This is a genomic window from Rhizobium sp. R86522, assembly GCF_042466255.1.
GTDB lineage: Bacteria > Pseudomonadota > Alphaproteobacteria > Rhizobiales > Rhizobiaceae > Allorhizobium.
In genome coordinates this window covers 938394-960491 of sequence record NZ_JAXHBX010000001.1, presented here as the reverse complement: position 1 = coordinate 960491, position 22098 = coordinate 938394, and the positions used below count along the sequence as shown (strand labels likewise).

At 62.2% G+C, this 22098-nt stretch carries 21 protein-coding genes and 1 pseudogene; 8 read left to right on the top strand and 14 right to left on the bottom strand.

Features of this window, described 5'->3' with window-relative positions; all coding sequences use genetic code 11:
* Positions 1 to 107 precede the first annotated feature (107 nt).
* Positions 108 to 1211 carry a redox-regulated ATPase YchF gene (gene ychF, locus SJY08_RS04535; protein WP_377274838.1) on the top strand — a complete coding sequence of 368 codons (1104 nt, stop codon included), beginning with the start codon at positions 108 to 110 and terminating at the stop codon, positions 1209 to 1211.
* A 73-nt stretch (positions 1212 to 1284) separates the two neighbouring features.
* Here ychF and SJY08_RS04530 read toward each other — a convergent pair whose 3' ends face one another.
* Together SJY08_RS04530 and SJY08_RS04525 are read right to left on the bottom strand one after the other, a co-directional pair.
* Positions 1285 to 1491 (bottom strand): DUF2892 domain-containing protein, encoded by a 207-nt coding sequence (locus tag SJY08_RS04530; RefSeq protein WP_054151498.1) that lies wholly within the window; start codon positions 1489 to 1491, stop codon positions 1285 to 1287.
* An 88-nt stretch (positions 1492 to 1579) separates the two neighbouring features.
* Positions 1580 to 2242 carry a Crp/Fnr family transcriptional regulator gene (locus SJY08_RS04525; RefSeq protein WP_377274837.1) on the bottom strand — a complete coding sequence of 221 codons (663 nt, stop codon included), beginning with the start codon at positions 2240 to 2242 and terminating at the stop codon, positions 1580 to 1582.
* A 67-nt stretch (positions 2243 to 2309) separates the two neighbouring features.
* On the opposite strand from SJY08_RS04525, the gene SJY08_RS04520 reads away from it, so the two are divergent.
* The 5 genes and pseudogenes from SJY08_RS04520 (at position 2310) to SJY08_RS04500 (ending at position 5217) form a co-directional block, all read left to right on the top strand.
* The gene (locus SJY08_RS04520; RefSeq protein WP_377274836.1) at positions 2310 to 2780 is read left to right on the top strand and encodes a MaoC family dehydratase; all 471 of its coding nucleotides are present in this window, start codon (positions 2310 to 2312) and stop codon (positions 2778 to 2780) included.
* Positions 2777 to 3265 (top strand): MaoC/PaaZ C-terminal domain-containing protein, encoded by a 489-nt coding sequence (locus SJY08_RS04515; RefSeq protein ID WP_377274835.1) that lies wholly within the window; start codon positions 2777 to 2779, stop codon positions 3263 to 3265. Before SJY08_RS04520 ends, SJY08_RS04515 begins: the two co-directional genes overlap by 4 nt.
* A pseudogene (locus SJY08_RS04510) lies at positions 3262 to 3737 on the top strand (glutathione peroxidase). Before SJY08_RS04515 ends, SJY08_RS04510 begins: the two are co-directional and overlap by 4 nt.
* A 6-nt stretch (positions 3738 to 3743) precedes the next feature.
* On the top strand, positions 3744 to 4571 hold the full coding sequence (locus SJY08_RS04505) for an AraC family transcriptional regulator (RefSeq protein ID WP_377274834.1): 828 nt from the start codon (positions 3744 to 3746) through the stop codon (positions 4569 to 4571).
* Positions 4572 to 4608: 37 nt separating this feature from the next.
* Positions 4609 to 5217, top strand: a complete 609-nt coding sequence (locus SJY08_RS04500; RefSeq protein ID WP_377274833.1) for a LysE family translocator — start codon at positions 4609 to 4611, stop codon at positions 5215 to 5217.
* A 52-nt stretch (positions 5218 to 5269) separates the two neighbouring features.
* Here SJY08_RS04500 and SJY08_RS04495 read toward each other — a convergent pair whose 3' ends face one another.
* From SJY08_RS04495 to SJY08_RS04450, 10 genes are all read right to left on the bottom strand, one after another.
* A complete protein-coding gene (locus SJY08_RS04495; RefSeq protein WP_006725613.1) occupies positions 5270 to 5812 on the bottom strand; it encodes an adenine phosphoribosyltransferase in 543 nt (180 codons plus the stop codon).
* Between the two features lie 118 nt (positions 5813 to 5930).
* Entirely contained in the window at positions 5931 to 6806 is an 876-nt protein-coding gene (locus SJY08_RS04490; protein WP_377274832.1) for a cytochrome c1, read from the bottom strand.
* Between the two features lie 21 nt (positions 6807 to 6827).
* Positions 6828 to 8096 (bottom strand): cytochrome bc complex cytochrome b subunit, encoded by a 1269-nt coding sequence (locus tag SJY08_RS04485; RefSeq protein WP_377274831.1) that lies wholly within the window; start codon positions 8094 to 8096, stop codon positions 6828 to 6830.
* 14 nt (positions 8097 to 8110) lie between these two features.
* A complete protein-coding gene (gene petA, locus SJY08_RS04480) occupies positions 8111 to 8689 on the bottom strand; it encodes a ubiquinol-cytochrome c reductase iron-sulfur subunit (protein WP_377274830.1) in 579 nt (192 codons plus the stop codon).
* Between the two features lie 272 nt (positions 8690 to 8961).
* Complete coding sequence (locus tag SJY08_RS04475) at positions 8962 to 10833, bottom strand: ABC transporter ATP-binding protein (RefSeq protein WP_153762525.1); 1872 nt, start codon at positions 10831 to 10833, stop codon at positions 8962 to 8964.
* A gap of 125 nt (positions 10834 to 10958) precedes the next feature.
* Complete coding sequence (locus tag SJY08_RS04470) at positions 10959 to 11381, bottom strand: DMT family transporter (protein ID WP_054151487.1); 423 nt, start codon at positions 11379 to 11381, stop codon at positions 10959 to 10961.
* Entirely contained in the window at positions 11382 to 11846 is a 465-nt protein-coding gene (locus tag SJY08_RS04465) for a DMT family transporter (protein WP_377274829.1), read from the bottom strand. It abuts the gene before it with no gap.
* A 213-nt stretch (positions 11847 to 12059) separates the two neighbouring features.
* The gene (locus SJY08_RS04460) at positions 12060 to 13982 is read right to left on the bottom strand and encodes a methyl-accepting chemotaxis protein (RefSeq protein WP_377274828.1); all 1923 of its coding nucleotides are present in this window, start codon (positions 13980 to 13982) and stop codon (positions 12060 to 12062) included.
* 196 nt (positions 13983 to 14178) lie between these two features.
* The gene (locus tag SJY08_RS04455) at positions 14179 to 16101 is read right to left on the bottom strand and encodes a methyl-accepting chemotaxis protein (RefSeq protein WP_377274827.1); all 1923 of its coding nucleotides are present in this window, start codon (positions 16099 to 16101) and stop codon (positions 14179 to 14181) included.
* A gap of 262 nt (positions 16102 to 16363) precedes the next feature.
* On the bottom strand, positions 16364 to 18232 hold the full coding sequence (locus tag SJY08_RS04450) for an ABC transporter ATP-binding protein (RefSeq protein WP_377274826.1): 1869 nt from the start codon (positions 18230 to 18232) through the stop codon (positions 16364 to 16366).
* Between the two features lie 366 nt (positions 18233 to 18598).
* Between SJY08_RS04450 and SJY08_RS04445 the strand changes: the two genes are divergently transcribed.
* On the top strand, positions 18599 to 19057 hold the full coding sequence (locus tag SJY08_RS04445; protein WP_377274825.1) for a tRNA (cytidine(34)-2'-O)-methyltransferase: 459 nt from the start codon (positions 18599 to 18601) through the stop codon (positions 19055 to 19057).
* 153 nt (positions 19058 to 19210) lie between these two features.
* Positions 19211 to 20524, top strand: a complete 1314-nt coding sequence (locus SJY08_RS04440; protein ID WP_377274824.1) for a cell envelope biogenesis protein OmpA — start codon at positions 19211 to 19213, stop codon at positions 20522 to 20524.
* An 80-nt stretch (positions 20525 to 20604) separates the two neighbouring features.
* Here SJY08_RS04440 and SJY08_RS04435 read toward each other — a convergent pair whose 3' ends face one another.
* Together SJY08_RS04435 and SJY08_RS04430 are read right to left on the bottom strand one after the other, a co-directional pair.
* Positions 20605 to 21558 carry a flagellar hook associated protein gene (locus SJY08_RS04435; RefSeq protein ID WP_377274823.1) on the bottom strand — a complete coding sequence of 318 codons (954 nt, stop codon included), beginning with the start codon at positions 21556 to 21558 and terminating at the stop codon, positions 20605 to 20607.
* A gap of 161 nt (positions 21559 to 21719) precedes the next feature.
* A complete protein-coding gene (locus SJY08_RS04430; protein WP_054151479.1) occupies positions 21720 to 21980 on the bottom strand; it encodes a hypothetical protein in 261 nt (86 codons plus the stop codon).
* Positions 21981 to 22098: the final 118 nt, after the last annotated feature.

Genomic DNA, 22098 nt, shown 5'->3' with positions numbered 1-22098 from the left:
CCTTCCGGATCTAGAGGCCGCATCAGGGCCGCAACACTTGACCATGCCCTTCCTATACCCCATAGGCGTGGGCAACGAAAATCCATCCCGAGCAGGTATATAGAGCCATGGGCTTCAAATGCGGTATCGTCGGGCTGCCGAATGTCGGCAAGTCCACTCTTTTCAACGCGCTGACCAAGACGGCGGCCGCCCAGGCAGCCAATTATCCCTTCTGCACGATCGAGCCGAACACCGGTGAAGTGGCCGTTCCCGATCCGCGCATGAAGAAGCTGGCCGACATCGCCGGCTCCAAGGAAATCATCCCGACCCGCATCTCCTTCGTCGATATCGCCGGCCTCGTGCGCGGCGCATCGAAGGGCGAAGGCCTCGGCAACAAGTTCCTCGCCAATATCCGCGAAGTCGATGCTGTCGTCCACGTGCTGCGCTGCTTCGAAGACGACGACATCACCCATGTCGAAGGCAAGATCGACCCGGTTGGCGACGCCGACACGATCGAGACCGAGCTGATGCTCGCCGACCTCGAAAGCCTGGAACGCCGCGTAGAACAGACCCGCAAGCGCGCCGCCTCCAAGGACAAGGAATCGACTGCCCAGCTGCCGATCATGGAGCAGGTGGTGAAGCTGCTCAACGAAGGCAAGCCCGCCCGTCTCCTCCTGAAGACGCTTGCACCCGACGAGATCGAGATCCTCAAGACCCTCAACCTACTGACCTCGCATCCGGTCCTCTATGTCTGCAACGTCGCCGAAGGTGACGCCGCGACCGGCAACAAGCACACCGAAGCCGTTGCCAAGATGGCCGCTGAACAGGGCGCCGAATGCGTCGTGATCTCGGCTGCCATCGAAGCCGAAGTGGCCCAGCTGCCGGAAGAGGAATCGGTCGAATTCCTCTCCGCACTTGGCCTCGACGAAGCCGGCCTCGACCGCCTGATCCGCGCCGGTTATCACCTGCTCGACCTGATCACCTATTTCACGGTCGGCCCAAAGGAGACCCGCGCCTGGACCATCGTCCGAGGCACCAAGGCACCTGCAGCTGCCGGCGTCATCCACACCGATTTCGAACGCGGCTTCATCCGCGCCTTCACGATCGCCTATGACGACTACATCGCCTTCAAGGGCGAAGTCGGCGCCAAGGAAGCCGGCAAGGGCCGCGACGAAGGCAAGGAATATGTCGTCCAGGACGGCGACGTCATCCACTTCCGCTTCAACACATAAGCGGAACAATCAGAACGACGAAAGGCCGCGATCACTCGCGGCCTTTTTTGTTGGATCAGGGAGATTGGGGAACTCAGGCGCGTTTCACCGGGCAGGTCGAAAGGCCCATGATCGAATAGAGCGGGCAGCTCGACATCAGACCGGTCGCAAGCGGCACGATCCCGATCAGGGTGAAATAACGCCACGACGCATCCGGATAGAGGAAGAAGAGCGACAGCAGTACGAGGCCTGCAACGATCCTGAGGATGCGGTCGAGACCACCGACATTCTTGGCAAACATGATTTTCCCTCCGTTTGTTTGACGATGGGATGAGACTAGCGCGCCCTTGCCGCCCCGTCGGTGACTTAGTCACGGGCTTTGCAAAGTCTTAACCTTCTGGAGCCCGCGCCATGCGGGCAAGCTCGCCGCGATTGATGATGCGGATCTGCCCCCGCTCATTGGCAACCACGCCCTTGGAGACCAGCGCCTCCAGCCGCCGCGATACCACCTCTCGTGCCGTACCGATGATGACGGCGAGCTCCTGATGTGTGAGAGCGACATGCCCCTCCTCGTCTGCCCGTTCGATCAGCGCATGGGCCAGTCGCTGCTCCACCTTCACGAAGGCCACCTGTTCCAGCACGAACATCAGATCGCCCAGCCGGTCGGCAAAGGCTCTGAAGACGAAATGGCGAAACGCCACCGAATCCGCCATCAGGGTCTCGAAGATAGCAGGCGGCACCATGACCGCCACAAGGTCGCTCTCGGCCACCGCCTCGCCCGAATAAACCGCGCCGCCCAGCACACCGAGCGTGGTTTGCACACAGGTCTCCCCCGGCGTCACGGAATAGAGCAGCAACTCCCGCCCGTTGCGGCCCGTGAGATAGACACCGATACGGCCGGACAGGAGAATGACAAAGCTCTGCGCGGCATCCCCCGGCCGGAACAGCGTCGTGCGCGCAGGCACATGCATCGGCTTCAGCGTCTCCAGCGCCCGCCGGGCATCCGGATCGATCTCCGCCAGAAAGCTCGCCTGTTCCGCCCAGCCCGCCATGGACCACCTCCCGATTCCCGCTTATGAACCATAGATAGCACCGAACAGGGAAGGGAGAAGACGACGCATGCAGGATGACAGGCTTCACTACGAGGACTTCACGGAGGGTCGAAGCTTTGCGCTCGGGCCGCGTCTCGTGACAGCCGAAGAGATCATCGAATTCGCCCGCGAATTCGATCCGCAGCCCATGCATCTCTCGGAAGAAGCCGGCAAGGCAACCATCCTCGGAGGCCTCTCCGCCTCCGGCTGGCACACGTCCAGCCTGTTCATGCGCCTGATGATCGACGCTTACGTTCTCAAAGCCGCGTCCGAAGGCGCTCCCGGCATTGAATTCATGCAGTGGCGCAAACCCGTGCTGGCTGGCGACACGCTGTCCGGCCAATCCATCGTCGAAGAGGTCCGCCTCATGCGCTCCCGCCCCCACCTCGGCATCGTCACCTTCGGCCATGAACTGCAAAACCAGCGCGGCGAAACGGTCATGAAGGCCCGCAACGCAGTGATGATCCGCCGCCGCGAGTCCTCGGAGGTGCCGGCATGAAGATGCTCGACCTCTATCCGGCCGGCACCCGCCTTGAGCTCGGCTCGGTCACCTTCACCGCCGAAGACATCATCCGCTTCGCCGAGAAATTCGATCCGCAGCCCTTCCATGTCGATGCTGAGGCCGCAAAGGCTTACGTCTTCGGTGCGCTCTGTGCGTCCGGCTGGCATACCTGCGCCAACTGGATGAAGAGCTTCATCGGCTTCATCGGACGGGAGATCGAACGCCTGGATGCCGAAGGTATGGAACCGCCGAGGATCGGCCCCTCCCCCGGCTTTGCCGAGCTGCAATGGCTGAAACCCGTCTATGTCGGCGATACCATCACCTACTTCATGACCCCGCTCGAAAGCCGCACCGTTCAGGGCCGAAACCGCTACATCCTGAATTCGGCCCTTTCAGAGGGCGTCAACCAGCACGGTGAAACAGTCTTGCGCTTCAAGAGCAATCTGATCGAATTCTTCCCCGACGAGGAGCAAGCCCAATGACCGTTCACGATTTCACCATGACCGCCATCGACGGCACCGAGCGCAGCCTGAAGGACTATGCCGGCAAGGTACTATTGATCGTCAACACCGCGAGCGCCTGCGGTCTGACACCCCAATACGAAGGCTTGGAGGCCCTCCACAAGGCCAATCTTGATCTCGTGGTGCCGGCTTCCCCTGCAACCAGTTCGGCGCCCAGGAGCCCGGCACGGAAAGGGAAATCGCGCTCTTCTGCGAAACCCGCTTCGCCGTGACCTTCCCGATGTTCGCGAAAATCGAGGTGAACGGCGCAGGCACCCACCCGCTCTACGCCTTTCTGAAGGCAGAAACCCCGGGCGCAGAGCAGGGACAGGAAATCGGCTGGAACTTCGCAAAGTTCCTCGTCGGCCGCGATGGCCAACCGATTGCCCGCTATTCGCCGCGCACGGCCCCATCGGAGCTTGCCGACGACATCGCCAAAGCGCTCGCCCACTGATCCGCCATGGCCGGCTTCCGCTTCCATCCGACATCTATCATCGGCCTGGAAGCGGTCTCGGCAACAAGCGCCCATGTCTTTCCCAAACACAGCCACGACACCTATGGCATCGGCTTCCTTTCCGCCGGTGGTCAGATCTCGTCCTCGGGGCGCGGTCAGGTGGAAGCCGATGCCGGCCAGCTGATCACGGTCAATCCGGGCGAAGTGCATGACGGCGCCCCGATCGGCCGGACGCCGCGCAGTTGGCGCATGCTTTACCTGACGCCGGCCCTCGTCACGGACAGCATATCCGATCTGGTCTCCTCGACCTCGGACCTGGAATTCGAATGTCCGGTCTTCGCTGACACCGATATACGCAATCACCTCGCGGCCCTGCATCACCGGTTTGACCATGGACCGCAAGACCATCCAGCGGACGCCCTAAATGAAGTGCTCGTCCTCATCCTTGGAAAGGCGCTGCTTCGCCGCCGCGAGGCACCACCTCCCCTGCCCGCCAGTCTCGCCCGTGTTCGCCAACGCCTGGACGAGGATCCGACAACCCTTGCCGATCTCTCGGGCCTTGCCCGCGAAGCCTGCCTCAGCCGCTTTCAGCTGATCCGCGCCTTTCTGCGCCACACCGGCCTCACGCCCCATGCCTACCGCATGCAGAGCCGCGCCAACCTGGGCCGCCGCCTGCTGATGCAAGGTCTCGTCCCCGCTGAGGTCGCTGCGGCCTGCGGTTACGTCGACCAGAGCCATATGCACCGCGAATTCCGTCGCCGCTTCGGCCTTACCCCCGGCGCCTATCGCAGCGCCTGGCTCGGCTGCAATCCTGTACAAGACGAGAGCACCTGACACCGGCATGCTTGCTCCAGCAACGCAGGAGATAAGCATGACCCTCGATTTCCTTTTGACGACCCTGATCATTGTCGCAACGCCCGGCACGGGCGCGCTCTTTACGCTGGCAGCAGCCCTCGGTGGCGGACGCCGCGACGCCCTGATCGCCGCATTCGGCTGCACGCTAGGCATCGTCCCGCATATGCTGGCGGCAGCGCTGGGGCTCGCCGCCCTCGTCGCCGCCGAATTGCGTCTCTTCGAGGCGATCCGCTATGCCGGCATCGCCTATCTGATCTGGATGGCGATCGGTCTCTGGAAAAGCGGCCTCGTCCAGGAGCAGACGGCCGAACCGAGCGGTGAGGCCTGGCGGATCATCCGCAAAGCGGTGCTGATCAACCTGCTCAATCCGAAGCTCTCGCTCTTCTTCCTGGCCTTCCTGCCGCAATTCGTCGATACGGCCGATCCTGCACCCCTGGCCACCATGACCGGTCTCAGCCTCGTCTTCATGGCCGTGACCTTCGTGGTCTTCGCACTCTACGGCCTTGCCGCAGCCGCGATGCGGAATGGCATCGTGGAGCGTCCGCACAGGATGCGGATCATCAACCGGTTGCTCTCATGCGGCTTCTTGGCAATGGCGGGGAGATTGGCGCTGGCTGAGCGTTAAGGGACCAGTGAGGGGTCGACCGGGCGGCAGCGCCCGGTCGTTGTAAAAAGGCTCAGTGCCCCTCGAATTCTACGAGCGTGCGAACCTCGACACCGAGCGCCTCAAGCTTCTTGCGGCCACCAAGCTCCGGCAGGTCGATGACGAAGCAGGCAGACACGACGTCAGCGCCGATCTGGCGCAGCAGCTGTACGGCGCCCACGGCCGTGCCGCCGGTGGCGATGAGATCGTCGACAAGGATCACCTTCTCGCCCGGCTTCACCGCATCCATATGGATTTCCATCTCGTCGACGCCGTATTCCAGGCTGTAGGCGATCCGCACGGTCTCGTGCGGCAGCTTGCCCTTCTTGCGGATCGGCACGAAGCCGGCCGAGAGCTGGTGCGCGACCGCGCCCCCGAGAATGAAGCCACGTGCCTCCATGCCGGCAATCTTGTCGACCTTCAACCCCACATAGGGCTGCACCAGCTCATCGACGGCGCGACGAAACGCCCGCGCGTCGCCGAGCAGCGTGGTGATGTCACGAAATATGATCCCGGGCTTGGGATAGTCGGGAATGGAGCGGATGGCTGCGGCGAGTTCGTGGGCGATCTTGGTCATGGGGCATCCGGATTGTGACAGGAGGAGTTGCGCGGGACCTTACCAAGATTGGCATGGCCCCCCAACAAAAAAGGCGGCCCGAAGACCGCCTTTTCCGTGAAACGTCATCCTAGAAGGATCAGTGTTCCTTGGTCGAGTAGACCGACTTCTTCGTCAGGTAGATCAACGCGGTGAAGATCGCGAGGAACACCATGACCATGAAGCCCATGCGCTTGCGGTCTTCGAGATGCGGCTCGGCGGCCCACATCAGGAAGGCGGAGACGTCGAGCGAATACTGCTCCATCGTTTCCGGCGCACCGTCGTCATAGGTCACCTGGCCGTCGGAGATCGGCTGCGCCATCGCCAGCGACTGGCCGGCGATGAAGTAAGGGTTGAAGTAGGTGCCTTCGGCAACTTCAACACCCTCCGGCGGATCCTGGTAGCCGGTCAGCAGCGCGTGGATGTAATCCGCGCCACCCTGCTGATACTGGGTGAAGATGTCGAAGACGAAGGTCGGGAAGCCGCGGGTCACGCCGCGCGCCTTTGCGATCAGCGAGAAGTCCGGCGGAGCCGCACCACCGTTTGCCGCCGCTGCCGCTTCCTTGTTCGGGAAGGGCGACGGGAAGTGATCGGAGGCAACGGCCGGGCGCATGAACATTTCGCCGTCAGCATTCGGGCCGTCTTCAACTTCGTAGTTTGCGGCAAACGCCTTTACCTGCGCTTCCGAATAGCCGAGGTCTTCCAGCGTGCGGAAGGCGACGAGGTCCATCGAGTGACAGGCAGCGCAGACTTCGGTGAAGACCTTGAGACCGCGCTGAAGCTGGCCCTTGTCATACTTGCCGAAGGGGCCGGCAAAGGACCAGTCCATCTGCTCGGGCTTCAGGATCGGATAGTGACCGGTCTGCGCAGCATGATGCGTCATTTCGGCCAGATCGCCGCCTTCTGCCGCGATGGCCTGGCCGGAAAAACCGGCCATGGCTGCGATCAGAGCGATGCTCGTGACAAGCTTTTTCATTGTTATCGTCCTCTCACGTGCTCAGGCTTGTGCGGCCGCGGACTTGCCGCTTTTTTCGAGAACCGCTTCGGTGATCGAGTTCGGGATGCGCCTTGGCGTCTCGAACAGTCCGAGCAGCGGCATGATCACGAGGAAGAAGCCGAAGTAGTAGGCGGTACCGGCCTGCGACAGGATGACGTAGATGCCTTCCGCCGGCATGGCACCGAGCCAGCCCAACAGGATGGAGTTGGCAACGAAGATCCAGAAGAACAGCTTGTACCACGGACGGTAGACGGCAGAACGCACCTTCGACGTGTCGAGCCACGGCAGGAAGAACAGCACGATGATCGCACCGAACATCACGAGGACGCCGCCGAGCTTCGAGTCGATGAAGAGGATGTCGAAGGTGATCGCGCGCAGCATCGCGTAGAAAGGCAGGAAGTACCATTCCGGAACGATGTGGGCCGGGGTCTTCAGCGAGTCAGCCGGGATGTAGTTGTCCGGATGGCCGAGATAGTTCGGCATGTAGAAGACGAAATAGGCAAACACGAGCAGGAAGACCGAGAGGCCGAGTGCATCCTTCAGCGTCGCATAGGGCGTGAAGGGAACGGTATCGGTCTTCGACTTGACTTCAACGCCGGTCGGATTGGTCTGACCGGTGACGTGCAGCGCCCAGACGTGCAGGATGACCACGCCGGCGATCATGAACGGCAGCAGGTAGTGCAGGGCGAAGAAGCGGTTCAGCGTCGGATTGTCGACCGCAAAGCCGCCGAGCAGGAACTGCTGGATGGTTTCACCGACAAACGGGAAGGCGGTGAAGAAGCCGGTGATGACGGTCGCACCCCAGAAAGACATCTGGCCCCAGGGAAGAACGTAACCCATGAAGGCGGTTGCCATCATCAGGAGGAAGATCACCACGCCGAGGATCCATAGGATTTCGCGCGGCGCCTTGTAGGAGCCGTAGTAGAGACCACGGGCAATGTGCAGGTAGACGGCGATGAAGAAGAACGATGCGCCGTTGGCATGCATGTAGCGCAACAGCCAGCCGTTGTTGACGTCGCGCATGATCTTCTCGACCGAGTTGAAGGCGACGGTCGTCTCAGCAGCATAGTGCATGGCAAGCACGACACCGGTCAGGATCTGCACGAGCAGCATGACGGTGAGCATGCCACCGAAGGTGTAGGCATAGTTCAGATTGCGCGGAACCGGGTAGGAAACAAAGCTGTCATACATCAGACGCGGCAGCGGCAGGCGCGCATCGATCCACTTCTCGACGCCGGTGGACGGCTGGTAACTCGAATGGCCACTCATTGTGTCTTATCCCCTCAGCCGATCGTGATGACAGTGTCGGATGTGAATGCGAAGGTCGGCACCGGAAGGTTCGTCGGCGCAGGACCCTTGCGAATACGGCCCGCGGTATCGTAGTGCGAGCCGTGGCAGGGACAGAACCAGCCACCGAAATCACCGGCTTGGCCAAGCGGCACGCAGCCCAGATGGGTGCAGGAGCCGATCATGACGATCCAGTTTTCCTTGCCTTCGCCGGCCGATCGCGCGAGGTCGGTCGCTTCGGCTGTCGCATCGACATTGTCGTTGCGGGCAACCGGATCCTTGAGGTCAGCAAGCGCAACGGCGTTGGCTTCCGCGACTTCCTGTTCCGTACGGTTGCGGATGAAGACCGGCTTACCGCGCCACTTGACGGTCAGCGACATGCCCGGCTCAATCGCAGACACGTCCACTTCGATCGAAGCGAGCGCGAGCGTCGATGCATCCGGACGCATCTGGTCGATGAAAGGCCAGGCGAACGAAGCCGCACCAACCGCGCCGGCAATACCGGTCACCATGTAGAGAAAGTCGCGGCGCGTAGGCTCGCCCGCATGTTCTGTCGTTGTCTCGTGTTCGCTCACGGTCACTTTTTCCTCTCGCAATCCTGCGACACACCGCATTTGCCCCCGCAGCGGGAATCACAATCCGGCCACTGTGCAGCCACAGATTCCCCGCCAGATTGGCGCGTTCTAAGCCCGATATTCTATTCTGTCCAGTCTTCGTCGGACAAGGAGCCACGTTGTCGCGGATTTCCGGGATACCATCCCCAAAAGCTTGATTTAACGCAAGTGTGAGCGACAGTTTATCAAGCAATGCAGCGCGTTGGACGTCCAGGAAAACACGGCCGCAGGTATCAAGCCGTTACCAGCTGGTCCCGCGTATCGAGGAAGCCGCCCGATTGCCGTGCCCAGAGCTCGGAATAGAGCCCGCCTTGCGCCACCAGTTCCTGGTGGGTGCCCTGCTCGATGATCCGCCCCTTGTCCATCACAACAAGTCGGTCGAGGGCGGCAATGGTCGACAAACGGTGGGCGATCGCCAGCACCGTCTTGCCCTGCATCAGCCGGTCGAGATTGGACTGGATCGCCGCCTCCACTTCCGAGTCCAGTGCCGATGTCGCCTCATCGAGCACGAGGATCGGCGCGTCCTTGAGCATCACGCGGGCGATCGCGATGCGCTGCCGCTGGCCGCCGGAGAGCTTGACACCCCGCTCGCCGACATGGGCGTCAAAACCCTTCCGCCCGCGCTGATCTTCCAGCCGCTGGATGAAGTCGAGTGCTTCGGCGCGCTCGGCGGCCTTCAACAGCATCTCGTCACTCGCATCCTCGCGACCGAAGAGAATGTTGTCGCGGATCGAGCGGTGCAGAAGCGCCGTATCCTGGGTTACCATGCCGATCTGCGAGCGCAGGCTTTCCTGCGTGACGGTCGAGATATCCTGTCCGTCGATCAGGATACGGCCACCTTCCAGGTCGTAGAAACGCAGGAGCAGATTGACCAGCGTCGACTTGCCCGCGCCTGAGCGTCCGACGATGCCGACCTTCTCGCCGGGCTCAATGGTCAGCGTCAGATTGTCGATCGCACCGGTCTTGCGGCCATAATGAAACGTCACGTCTTCGAAGCGGATCTCCGGCGACTTCACCTGTAGCTTCGCCGCATCCGGCTTGTCGGTGAGCCCGATGGGTTTTGCAACCAGTTCGGCCGAATTCTGGATCGTGCCGATGTTGCGCATGATGCCGTTGAGCTGCGTCATCATCCGGCCGAGCAGCATGTTGAGGCGCAGAACGAGGCCGAGCGTGAACGCGACGCCACCTGCGGTCACCGCCCCGGCAAACCAGAGATCGACGGAAAGAAGCGCCACCATCAGGATCATGAAGCCGGAAAGGATGGAAAGCGAAGCCCGCACGCCGGTGAGCAACCGCGCGAAGGGCCGCAGCGTATCCTGGAACCGGTCGAACCCGGCGCGGATATAATGGTCGTTCTGCCGCTCGCGGGCAAAAAGCTTCAGGGTCTGGATGTTCGAATAGCTGTCGACCAGACGGCCGTTCAGCATCGACGATGCCTCCGCCGTCTCTCTTGCGTGGTGGCGGATCTTCGGCACGAAATACCGGGCCAGCACCAGGAAGATCGCCACCCAGGCGCCGATGATCGCCGCCAGCCGCCAGTCGAGTTGTGCAACCAGCGCCATGGTCGAAATGGTATAGATCACCATGAACCAGACGACCTGCAGCAGCGACGTCAGCAGATCCCCGGTCGATTGCCCCGCCGACCAGACCTTGGTGACGATGCGCCCGGCAAAATCGTTCTGGAAGAAGGAGAGCGACTGACGCGCCACATGCGCATGCGCCTGCCAGCGCACCAGGTTGAAGAAGTTGAGGACGATCACCTGTTCCTCGACGAGGGCACCGATCGTCACGACGATAAAGCGACCGATGAGGACGATCAGCGCCATCGCTAACAACTCGCCGCCATGCGCTGCGATCAGCCCGTCCCACCCGGCATCCTTGGGCACGGTATCGAGCAGGTCGACAAGCCGTCCAACGAACCAGAACAGGCCGGCTTCGAGCATGGCCACGGCACCGCCGAAGATCGCCATCAGGAAGAAGGCCATCTTCGCCTGACTGACATAGAACCAGACGAAGGCCCAGATCTTTTCCGGTGGACGCAGATTGTCCGATCGGGCGAAGGGATCGAGCCAGTTTTCGAAGAGGCGGGCGACAGCTTGAAACATGAAAAGCGATATAGGCCGATTGCCCGGGAGGGCAAAGCCTCAAACAGCATCTCGACCATTACAATTTGGTCAGACCCGATCGCGCCGCCGCCTGCCCGCTCATGCTGCGGGAAAGGGGCTCGCCGTCAGCGCGTGTAGCGGGTGAGATAGATGCCGAGAAGGATCAATGCCACACCGGCCGGCTGGCCGATATGGAACTCAGCCGTGCCGCGCGCCAGATCGATGATCAGGCCTGTGATCATCTGCCCGCCGATGATCAAGAGGCCCGAACGGGCCGCACCGATGCGCGGAAAGACATAGGAGCTGATGACCACGAAACAGGCTCCGATCACGCCGCCTGTCAGATAGAAGACCGGGACATCAGCGATCAGCGGCAGGCCGATGCGGTGGAAAAGCAGCACATAGACCGTCAACAGCAGGAAGCCGATCCAGTGGTTCCAGGCCGAGGCCGTAAACGCGCCGCGGTCCATGGTCAGCCGCCCGTTGATCGACCGACTCATGCCGACGGCAGCACCGCCGGCGAGTGCAATGAGAACAGCGCCCAGCATTCACGCCCCCTTCGAGAAGATGAGCAGCGCGCTGCCGCCGATAACGCATGCTGTGGCCAGGAAATCAAACCGGTTGAGCCTGCGCTTCGGCGTGCCGAACAGCCCGAACTGATCGGAAAGGAGCCCGAACAGGATTTGCCCGACAAGCAATAGCGAAAGGCCACCGGCCAGCGCCAGCTCCGAATTGACCGCGATCGAACTCAACGCCACCGCAAAGGCGCCGGGCGCACCGCCGAGATAGGACCAGAGGGGCGCTTTGCCAGTGGCCGGAATGCGGCCCGCCCGACGCGCGACGGCACCATTGGCCACCAGCAGGACAAAGGCGACCACGCCGCCGACACCGTGCACCACCCAGGATGCGGTAAACGGCGTCGTCAAAGCCGCAAGGCCGCTGTTGATGGTCACCATGACGGCGAGCAGCGCCCCGGCAAGGACCGCCCAGATCCAGTCGATATGTTTCAGCATGTCACTCCTGAACGGAACGAGAGGGCCCGCGTGAAGATGTCGGCACCGTCTGTTCGAAGGCACCGCATAGCCCCCTCGCCATCCCGCCGACAAGCCAATTCGGCAAATGAACCGATCAGCCGCATGAATGCCTGGGGGCGACCGCCCGCGATAAACGCGAAACGGGGCATCCCTGCCCCATTTCTTGGTCTCCGGATCCGATATTCAGGGATCTCAGAACTCCGACCACTCCGCGGCAACAGCGGCATTGCCCTTGAAGGCACTGGCGAGCTTGCGGCCGAGGGCGCGCGCCGGTGAGGCCTGCGGCTGGCTTGCGCCGGGCGTGGGGCCAAGCCGCGGGGCGGTCATGCCCGGAGCCTCTTCGCCAAGACGGAACTGACCGAGCAACTGCGTCAGGGACGTCGCCTGTTGCGCCAGGCCATGGCAGGCAGCGGTCGACTGCTCAACCATGGACGCATTCTTCTGCGTACCCTGGTCCATCTGGTTTACGGCCGCGTTGATCTCGGCCAGACCGGTCGACTGCTCGCGTGCAGACGTGACGATAGCAGCGACGTTCTGGTTGATCTCCTGCACTTCCCGGACGATGGCTTCGAGCGCCTGACCGGTCTCACCGACCAGCGTGACCCCGCTCCGGACCTGCTCGCCGGACGCGGTGATCAGTCCCTTGATTTCCTTCGCTGCATGGGCCGAACGCTGGGCGAGTTCACGCACTTCCTGGGCAACGACGGCAAAGCCCTTGCCGGCGTCTCCGGCACGCGCCGCCTCGACACCCGCGTTCAGCGCCAGAAGATTGGTCTGGAACGCGATCTCGTCGATCACGCCGATGATGTTGGAGATTTCGCTCGACGACTTTTCGATCGCATGCATTGCATCGACCGCGCGACGCACGACTTCGCCCGAACGCTCGGCGCCGACCCGTGTCCGCGATACGAGCGCCCCGGCCTCCTCGGCCCGCACGGCACTGTCCTTGACTGCAGTCGTCACTTGCTCGAGCGCTGCTGCCGTTTCTTCAACGGAGGCTGCCTGCTGCTCGGTGCGCTTGGACAGGTCGTCGGCAGCTGCCAGCATTTCACTCGCACCGGCGTCGATGGCGCGCGCATTCTCACCGACGGCGCGCATGGCATCGCGCAGCCGTTCGACCGAGTGGTTGAAGTTGACGCGCAGTGGGTCGAGGTGCTCGGCGAAGCGTTCCCCGATTTCGACGGCAAGATCACCATCGGAAAGCTTCTGCAATCCGCCGGCCAGACGGTCGACGGCAAACTGCACCTCGGCTTCTTCACGCGCCTTCTGTGCTTCGCGCGCCTGACGCTCCGTCTCGCTCAGCGACCGGTTCTCCTCGGCCTGGCGCTCCAGCGCCGCCCGCTCGATCGCATTGTTGCGGAAGACGGAAACGGCCGCCGCCATTTCGCCGATCTCGTCCCGACGGTTCGCGAAAGGAACCTCCGTTTCGGTGTCGCCGCCGGCAAGCGTCCGCATCGAACCGGTAATCGCGGAGATGGGGCGCGCAACCCGCAGGATCGACACGACCGCTGCACCGAGCGCCATCAGCGCTGCCAGCACGAAGGCCGCCAGCGACAGGCGCATGGCAAGCGTCGCAGACGCATCGGCATCCTGACGAACCTGCACGCCGGCAGCCCGGTTGATGTCCTTGATTTCCCCCAGGCTCTGTTCCGCGGCGCTGCCGAGCGGCACCATCTGGGCCAGCGTGTCCTTCGCCTGATAGAGCTTCGAGGCCATGGCCTGTTCGACGAAGCTCTGGCCCAGGCCATTGAACTCGACGACGGTCGCCTTGAAACTGTCAAAACGTTGCCGGGCATCGGGGAGAACGATCGCGGCGTCAAACTCGGCGATCGCGGCATCCAGCCGCGTGCGCGCGGCTGCGAGATCCTCGACCAGCGTCTTCTTGTCGGCCGAGGTGGCAGCCGTCAGGATCATCAGGTTGAGACGGCGAACGTCGCCGAGGACGGAATCGATCTCGGCAATCATCATGGACCGATCGAGGCGCCCGCCCAGCGCTTCCATCTGACCACTCATGTCGGTCACGGAGCGGACGGCAATTGCACCCTGCCCGAGCGACACGATCACCATCAGACCGAAGAGAAGCGGCAGCAGAAGTTTGATCTTGAGATTTTTCACGACTGAAATCCTGGATTGAAACGGAATGAGACGACCGGGAAAAAATGCCGGCAGACTTCCATGCCAATCCGAATTCTAACAAAGCCTTACGCGCCGAAGGGCAGTTCTCGCCTCATCCACAATCCAGTGCGCAAGCACCGACAAAAAAAGAGGGGCATGTCTGCCCCTCTTCTTCGCATCCTCTGGAATGCAGTGCTTAGAACTCGGACCACTCTGCCGCCACCGCCGTGTTGCCCTTGAAGGCATTGGCGATCTTGCGGCCCAGTGCCCGTGCGGGCGAAGGCTGCGGCTGGGCGGCCGGCGTTGCCGGGGCGACCCGCGGCGATGCCTGATAGCCGCTCTCGCCCGTCTTGAACTGCGCCATCAGCTGTATCAACTGACCGGCCTGCTGAGCCAGACCATGGCTTGCAGCCGTGGACTGCTCCACCATAGCCGCGTTCTTCTGCGTGCCCTGGTCCATCTGGTTGACGGCCATGTTGATTTCCTGGAGGCCGGTCGACTGCTCGCGGGTGGAGGTGACGATCGCCAGAACATTCTGGTTGATCTCCTGCACCTCGCGCACGATGGTCTCCAGCGCCCTGCCGGTTTCATCCACGAGGCTGACACCATTGCGGACCTGTTCGCCAGACGTGGTGATCAGGGCCTTGATCTCCTTCGCCGCATTGGCCGAACGCTGCGCAAGCTCACGCACTTCCTGGGCAACGACCGCAAAGCCCTTGCCGGCTTCACCGGCGCGAGCCGCTTCGACGCCGGCATTCAGCGCCAGAAGGTTGGTCTGGAACGCGATGTCGTCGATCACGCCGATGATGTTCGAGATTTCCGAAGAGGATTTCTCGATCGCCTGCATCGCAGCAACCGCACGGCGCACGACCTCGCCCGAATGCTCGGCCCCTTCCCGCGTGCGGCTGACCAGCTGACCGGCCTCATCGGCACGCACAGCGCTGTCCTTGACGGCAGTCGTCACCTGCTCGAGTGCTGCTGCCGTCTCTTCGACGGAGGCTGCCTGCTGCTCGGTCCGCTTCGACAGATCGTCGGCGGCAGCCAGCATCTCGTTGGCGCCGGCATCGATCGTCCGGGCATTTTCGCTGACGGCGCGCATTGCGTCCTTCAGGCGGGAGACGGACTGGTTGAAATTCAAACGCAGCGGATCGAGATGATCGGCAAAGCGCTCGTTGATCTGCGCGACGAGATCACCATCCGACAGACGCTTCAGACCGGAGGCAAGCTGGTCGACGGCAAACTGCACTTCGGCCGCTTCGCGAGCCTTCTGGGCTTCGCGGGCCTGTCGTTCGGTTTCGCTGAGCGAACGGTTTTCTTCCGCCTGACGCTCGAGCGCGGCACGCTCGATGGCATTGTCGCGGAACACGCTGACAGCAGCCGCCATCTCGCCGATTTCATCCTGACGACCGGCAAACGGGATCTCGGACTGTGTGTCGCCGGAAGCAAGCGCGCGCATCGAACCGGTAATGGCCGAGATCGGACGAACGATCCGAGCAAAGCTGAAGAAGGCGGCACCGGCGGCAATCAGCGCGCTGATCAGAACGGCGGTGATCGTCGTGTTGATGGCGGTCGTGGAGACATCGTCGGCAGTCGCGATCGCCGCGTCGCTGAGTTGGATATTCGCCTTGATCGTCTCGTCCATGAGCTGAACAAGCGAGCGCGCATTCGTTGCCATGGCACCGTTGAACACGGCCTTGGCCGCAGCCTCACTGCCCGTGCGCTTCAATTCGACCATCTGCAAGGCAAGGCGATCATATTGTGCGAGCGCTGCCTTCATGCTGTCGAAACGTGCCCGGGTTGCAGGCATGGTGATCATCGGCTCATAGGCGGCGAATGCCGCATCGCGTTCCGCCACAGCGGTCTGGGTGGCAGACACGATCGAATCCAGCTCTGCCGGTTCGGCATTCAACAGCATGGCGTAGCCGCGGCGGACCTCGGCGAAGGTGGCGTTCATGCGCGCGACGGCCAGCGTGCGCGGCAGGCGCTCACGGCCGATGACATCGACCTGCTCCTTGACGTTTCCGATGAAATTGATGGCCAGAATGCCCTGGCCGATGCCAAAGGTCAGCACCACGGCAAACAGCAACGGCAACACGACTTTGATCTTGAGATTGGACATGAATGTCTCCGGCGGGAGGAAAAATACATTCCCAACCGGGCGTGGGAGGTCGCCAGGTGTAAGGACAAGACATCGTCCGGATAGGTCGGGATGAAATCGTTCTAGAATGTAAACACTGAATATTTTACTTAGATTGCAGACAACCTTTGATAGCGCTAAAAATGGGGTATTTCCGAATGGCTGCAGCCCAAAAAAGGTCGGCGGCAGATTGCTCCGCCGCCGCCAGTCTTCCAGCAATCGTCTTGACCGCGCCTGCGGCGTGTTACTCGGCTGCCGTTTCCCGGACCTCGTTCGGCCCGTCGGCCTGATCGGCGAGGAAACCACCAGACTGGCGGTTCCAGAGATCGGCATAGATGCCGCCATTCGCCACCAGTTGCTGATGCGTTCCCTCTTCGACGATCCGGCCCTTGTCGAGCACGATCAGCCGGTCCATCTGCGTCAGCGTCGACAGCCGGTGCGCAATCGCGATCACCGTCTTGTCCTCGATAAGTTTGAACAGGCTTTCCTGGATCGCCGCCTCCACTTCTGAATCGAGCGCCGAGGTCGCCTCGTCGAGCACCAAAATCGGCGCATCCTTGAGGAACACGCGGGCGATCGCGATGCGCTGCCGCTGGCCGCCCGAGAGTTTGACACCGCGCTCACCGACATGCGCGTCGAGCCCCGTCCGCTCCTGCATGTCGGAGAGCCCCTGGATGAACTCCCAGGCATTGGCCCGTTTCGCCGCTTCGATGACTTCGGCATCGGTGGCGTCGGGACGACCATAGGCGATGTTGTCGCGGATCGAGCGGTGCAGAAGCGACGTATCCTGGGTCACAACGCCGACGAGTGCCCGCAGACTGTCCTGGCTGACACCAGAGATATCCTGGCCATCGACAAGGATCCTGCCCTTCTCCAGGTCGTAGAAACGCAGAAGCAGGTTCATCAGCGTCGTCTTGCCAGCACCGGAGCGCCCGACGAGGCCAACCTTCTCGCCCGCCTTGATGGTCAGCGAGAAGTCCTCGATCACGCCCTTCTGCTTGCCATAGTGGAAGCGCACGCCGTCATAGACGATCTCGCCCTTCGGTGCGGTAAGCGCCTTGGCAGCCGGCTTGTCGACGATGTCGTGGGCCTTGGTCATCATGCCCATGCCGTCATAGACGGTGCCGATGTTTTCGAAGAGGGCTGCGACCTCCCACATGATCCACTGCGACATACCGTTGATGCGCATGGAAAGCCCGATGGCAACCGCAATCGCACCGACGGTCACCGTGCCGTTCAGCCAGAACCAGATGCCGAGTGCCGCCACGAAGAACTGGACGATGGCATTGTTGATATCGACGCAGATGTTGAGCAGCGAAATCTGCCGCATCTGCCGATGTACCGTGCCGAGAAAGGCATCCATGCCCTCCTTGGCGTAGGTCTCTTCCCGGCCGGCATGCGAGAACAGCTTCACCGTCGCGATATTGGTATAGCTGTCGACGATACGGCCCGTCATCATCGAGCGGGCATCGGCCTGTTCGCTGGAGAGCTTGCGCAGCTTCGGAATGAAGTTGCGCAGGATCAGCGCGTAGATCGCCAGCCAAAGGACGAGCGGCACACCGAGGCGCCAGTCGACGGACGCAACCAGCGCCAGCATCGAGACGAAGAAGGTCGTCGCATAGATGAAGACGTCGATGATCTTCATCACGCTTTCGCGGACAGACAGCGCCGTCTGCATCACCTTGGTCGAGACGCGACCGGCGAACTCGTTGGCGAAGAAGGTCATCGAGTGCCGGAGCAGAAAGCGGTGCATCTGCCAGCGCGCGATCATCGGGAAATTGCCGGCCAGCACCTGATGCATGGTGATCGTGTGCATCACACCGAGCACCGGCAGGCCGATCAGCAGAAGGCCCGCCATCCAGGCAAGCGTGCCGCCTTCCGTCTGCAGGAAGGTCGAACGTTCGGCCGTCGACAGCCAGTCAACGATATTGCCGAGGAACTGGTACAGGAACACTTCGGCAACCGCGATCAGGCCGGAGCACAGGCCGAGCAACGCCAGCCACCAGCCGGCGGGCTTGGTGTAGTGCCAGCAGAAGGCGACAAGGCCCTTGGGCGGCAGGACCGGGTCATCGGCCGGGTACGGATTCAGGCGGCTTTCGAACCACGAGAACATGAAACGTCTCCAGAAATGGCGCGCGCGACACCGGACGAAGGTGGCGCAAGGACGCGAATATTCAATGATTGGGGCCACTTATGGCCGCAGGATGAATCAGTTTGGGAAAAGAGGCGGAGGTGACGCCCTCAGGCGGCAACAGCCATAAATCGGGGATGGCGCGAAATACCGAATAGATCCATCGATGGCCCTCCCGCTTTAGTGTTGAAGTAGAGCTTCCTTCTATCGGCGGACAGGGGAATTTTCCAGCCGGCTTTCGCGGCGATCGAGACATTCGCCCGCAACTGTTGCACACCGATCACAGCCGGCAGTCAGCAAGACAGCGACCGCCTTGAGCGACGTGCCCCGATCGCATAAGACCGGCCCATGACCGACTTGCGCATCGCCCTTTACCAGCCAGACATTCCCGGCAACACCGGCACCATCCTCCGGCTCGCCGCCTGTCTCGGCATGAAGGTCGATATCATCGAGCCGGCCGGCTTCGTGCTCTCCGACAAGAACCTGAAGCGCGCAGGCATGGATTATCTCGCAAGCGTCGCCATGACCCGCCACGTCAACTGGGAGCGCTTCGACGCCTGGAGGTTTTCGGAAGGCCGCCGCCTCGTGCTCGCCTCGACCAAAGCCGCCCTGCCCTACACCCAATTCGATTACGCCGGAAATGACATCCTTCTCTTCGGGCGCGAAAGTGCCGGTGTCCCGGATCAGGTGCATGACCGGGCCGATCACCGGATCATTATCCCCATGATCGAGGGCCAGCGTTCGATCAATGTCGCGATGTCGGCGGCGATGATCACCGGGGAAGCGCTGCGCCAGACCGGCTTCTGACTCCAGATCGGCAGGAACCAGACATAGATCAAGGCGCCCACAGTCGCCCTCGCCTAGGATAGCGAGACGTTAGCGATGCGCCGCTTCAACGGCAATTGCTAATTCAACCGTATCGCGCTATGCTGCATTGCAGCAAAATAGGGAGATGGAGTCATGTTCGAGACAGCATTCGCCCTGGGTCTCACCCAGTTCGCCCGATCCTTGAGCTTCCCCGAGCGCTTGAGCCAGCGCCCGGTCCGCAACGCCGCCCTGGAGCCCTGGCGTCTCCGCAATACCGGCATGGACGCGCTCTATTATGACGTGAAGGCCCTCACAGCCGACGAGACCTTCTACATCAGTGACAGCTTGGCCTCTGAAGGCCTGATCATGATCGTTCCGCCCACAGGCGCCGGGATGCTGACGCTCTGCGACAGCGTCGAGGAATTCCGCCTGCGCGGTGGGCGCGAGGTGCGCGCCATGGCAGTCGCCGGCATCGGCGGCTCGGCGATCGGTGCCGCCGCCTTCGCGCGCAACGTGGCCGACGCGATCGACGCCCCTGTGGCAGCCGTGGTGTCGGGCTACGGTCTTGGCGACATCGTCAACGAGGCGATCGGCGGCGCCTTCCTCTTCGGCTGGCTCGGCCATATCAGAAGCAATCTCGAGGTGATCGACGACGTCGTCGGTCGGCCGAAGCTCGGTGCCTATGGCAAGCGCAGCGAGGATACCGACACCAATCGCCGCACCGGCCTCGATGCCGATACGGTATCGACCTTGCTTGCCGATCCCACGCTGTCCTTCACCCTGATCGCTGGCCATTCCCGCGGCAACCGCGTCATTGCCGACGCCCTCTACGCCTTGAAGGCCAGTGACCCGGGTCGGGTAGAGACGCTGGCCAACACCGCGCGGATCGTCACCTTCGGTGGCCGGATCAAGATGCCGGAAGCCTTCACCGAGGTCATCGACGTCGTCGGCGAACTCGACTGGTTCGGCGAACTGAATTCGCGTCCGAAGATTGCGACCGACATCAAGGTCTCCTTCTGCGGCCATTCGACCAACACCGACCTGCCGACAGCCTTGAAGGTCACCAAAATCATCAACGACATCCTGCGCGGTGAAGCGCCCGCTGCAGAAGCACCCGTTGAGGCGACAACCGCAACACCCGAGACGGTCGCAGCCAACCTCGTCGAAGACACCGTCGCAGAACCGGTCACCATCCAAACAGAACCGGTCGAGCCGCAAGCCCTTCCCGTGCTTGCCGGGGAGGCGCCGCTTCCAGCCGTGATCGACCTTGAACCACCAGCACCAGACGAGCCCTTGCCGGAGGCTTCGGCATCACCGGAGGCGGCAGATCCGACCGTCGATCCTGTTGCGACAGCGGCCGCCCCGGAAAAGGACACGGACTTGCCGAAGAAGGCCGGAAAAGCCGCGAGCCCCATCATGGTCCCGCTGCCGCGCGGCAAGGCAAGGCGTCCCCGCGCCAAGAGCTGAACGAGAGCAGGTCAGCTGCCGAAAACAGCAAAAGGCCCGCTCAAAGCGGGCCTTTTCAATTCACAAACAGCAGCTTGAGCTCAGAGCTTCAACCACGACGTCATCGAAACATTCGCCATGTTGAGCGCGGAGGACTGCAATTGGTCCTGCACCTTCTCTGCTGTCAGCCGAACCCGCTGCTCGTTGAGTTCCGTATCGACCAGTCGGCTGACACCGAGTTCGGACATCCCCTGCAAGCCTTGGAGAACCACGCCGCCGCCCGTCACCTGGCTGCGCGTCTTGCTCACCTCGGCACTGGCGCTCACCATATCGATCAAGACCCGATTGAGGGTCGCGATCATCCCGTCGATCTCGTCGCTGGTCGTGCCGCTATCGAGCCTGATCTCGCGGGCCCCGGCCTCTGCCGGTTCGCGCGATTGCGCATCCATCAGGTGGTAATTGTAAGGCACGCCGCCGAGGTTGGTGCCGGCATAGGCCCGCGTCAGCACCCCGTCGCGCGCCTCCTGGCGCGAGACGAGCGTCGACTTGGCAGTGTCGAAATCGACCATATTGATGGACAGGCCACCGTCATCGCCGGTGGTGACCGAGGCGAGGAGCGAGGCGACCTTGGGCCGCCCGCCGGCCTCAACCATCAGCCAGTTGTCGCCGTTGAACGTGCTGTCCTCAACGACGGCACCGAGATCGACCTTCATCTGCGAGATATCGGCATTGATCGCATTACGATCGGCACCGATAGCCTTGGCAAGCACGAGCTTCTGCTGGATGCGTGCGACGATATCCGTCGCCTGCTCCAGGCCGAGTGCAGCCGTATCGGAGACCGCGGCCGCAATCTCGTTCGCTTCCTGCACGCTGCCAGCCGACAGGCTGCCGGGCCGCATGGTGGTGGAAATCGACCAATAGCTCGATGCAGCCGCATCTACCTCGGCGACAGGCGCTGCCACCGCGCGCGGTGCTACCCGGTCAAGGGCGGACGCGGCAGCGCTCGCCATCGAAGCCTGACTGGCAATGGATGGGTTGAACGAGGCTGCAGTCATGGGAAAACCTTGTGTCGCATGTCATGTCGATCCGAAGCCGGCATCATTCCGGCTGTATAGGGATCACCCTAGCGACGAGGCTTTGTGATTGGCTTTCGAAGATTGTTAGAATTTTAGCGAATTGAGGTTTCGCCTTCGGATCGCACCTGAGCAGGGCGCAGTCAGTCGGCCGAAGGCAGCCGGCGCATGGTGAACTCGATCTGGTCTTCGTCGAGCTGCCGCCAGCTTTCTACCTCGGTCCAGTAGGCCGCCTTCGGAAAGGCGTCGAACCACTCGCGCGCCTTGGCTCGGGCCTCTTCGCGGGTCAGACAATAGGTCTCGCGCACGAACTGCCCGCCCAGACGCCCGGCCGTTCCGGCGCGGTGATCGGCAATACGCTTCCTGAGACCTGTAAATGGCGGCGGGCCAGGTATCTTCGTCATGAAATCCCTCGCATGGGCGAGAGATTAATCCACGCAAAACCGGAAGGCGAGTCGATTTTACGGGGACACCCCCGCCCCCATATGGCCGCCCGCGATTTCACCTGATATTCGTTTGCCT

Excerpts from the sequence above, each read along its gene's own strand:
- ychF (WP_377274838.1), top strand. The coding sequence starts at position 108 with ATGGGCTTCAAATGCGGTATCGTCGGGCTGCCGAATGTCGGCAAGTCC.
- SJY08_RS04530 (WP_054151498.1), bottom strand. The coding sequence starts at position 1,491 with ATGTTTGCCAAGAATGTCGGTGGTCTCGACCGCATCCTCAGGATCGTT.
- SJY08_RS04525 (WP_377274837.1), bottom strand. The coding sequence starts at position 2,242 with ATGGCGGGCTGGGCGGAACAGGCGAGCTTTCTGGCGGAGATCGATCCG.
- SJY08_RS04520 (WP_377274836.1), top strand. The coding sequence starts at position 2,310 with ATGCAGGATGACAGGCTTCACTACGAGGACTTCACGGAGGGTCGAAGC.
- SJY08_RS04515 (WP_377274835.1), top strand. The coding sequence starts at position 2,777 with ATGAAGATGCTCGACCTCTATCCGGCCGGCACCCGCCTTGAGCTCGGC.
- SJY08_RS04505 (WP_377274834.1), top strand. The coding sequence starts at position 3,744 with ATGGCCGGCTTCCGCTTCCATCCGACATCTATCATCGGCCTGGAAGCG.
- SJY08_RS04500 (WP_377274833.1), top strand. The coding sequence starts at position 4,609 with ATGACCCTCGATTTCCTTTTGACGACCCTGATCATTGTCGCAACGCCC.
- SJY08_RS04495 (WP_006725613.1), bottom strand. The coding sequence starts at position 5,812 with ATGACCAAGATCGCCCACGAACTCGCCGCAGCCATCCGCTCCATTCCC.
- SJY08_RS04490 (WP_377274832.1), bottom strand. The coding sequence starts at position 6,806 with ATGAAAAAGCTTGTCACGAGCATCGCTCTGATCGCAGCCATGGCCGGT.
- SJY08_RS04485 (WP_377274831.1), bottom strand. The coding sequence starts at position 8,096 with ATGAGTGGCCATTCGAGTTACCAGCCGTCCACCGGCGTCGAGAAGTGG.
- SJY08_RS04475 (WP_153762525.1), bottom strand. The coding sequence starts at position 10,833 with ATGTTTCAAGCTGTCGCCCGCCTCTTCGAAAACTGGCTCGATCCCTTC.
- SJY08_RS04470 (WP_054151487.1), bottom strand. The coding sequence starts at position 11,381 with ATGCTGGGCGCTGTTCTCATTGCACTCGCCGGCGGTGCTGCCGTCGGC.
- SJY08_RS04465 (WP_377274829.1), bottom strand. The coding sequence starts at position 11,846 with ATGCTGAAACATATCGACTGGATCTGGGCGGTCCTTGCCGGGGCGCTG.
- SJY08_RS04455 (WP_377274827.1), bottom strand. The coding sequence starts at position 16,101 with ATGTCCAATCTCAAGATCAAAGTCGTGTTGCCGTTGCTGTTTGCCGTG.
- SJY08_RS04450 (WP_377274826.1), bottom strand. The coding sequence starts at position 18,232 with ATGTTCTCGTGGTTCGAAAGCCGCCTGAATCCGTACCCGGCCGATGAC.
- SJY08_RS04445 (WP_377274825.1), top strand. The coding sequence starts at position 18,599 with ATGACCGACTTGCGCATCGCCCTTTACCAGCCAGACATTCCCGGCAAC.
- SJY08_RS04440 (WP_377274824.1), top strand. The coding sequence starts at position 19,211 with ATGTTCGAGACAGCATTCGCCCTGGGTCTCACCCAGTTCGCCCGATCC.
- SJY08_RS04435 (WP_377274823.1), bottom strand. The coding sequence starts at position 21,558 with ATGACTGCAGCCTCGTTCAACCCATCCATTGCCAGTCAGGCTTCGATG.
- SJY08_RS04430 (WP_054151479.1), bottom strand. The coding sequence starts at position 21,980 with ATGACGAAGATACCTGGCCCGCCGCCATTTACAGGTCTCAGGAAGCGT.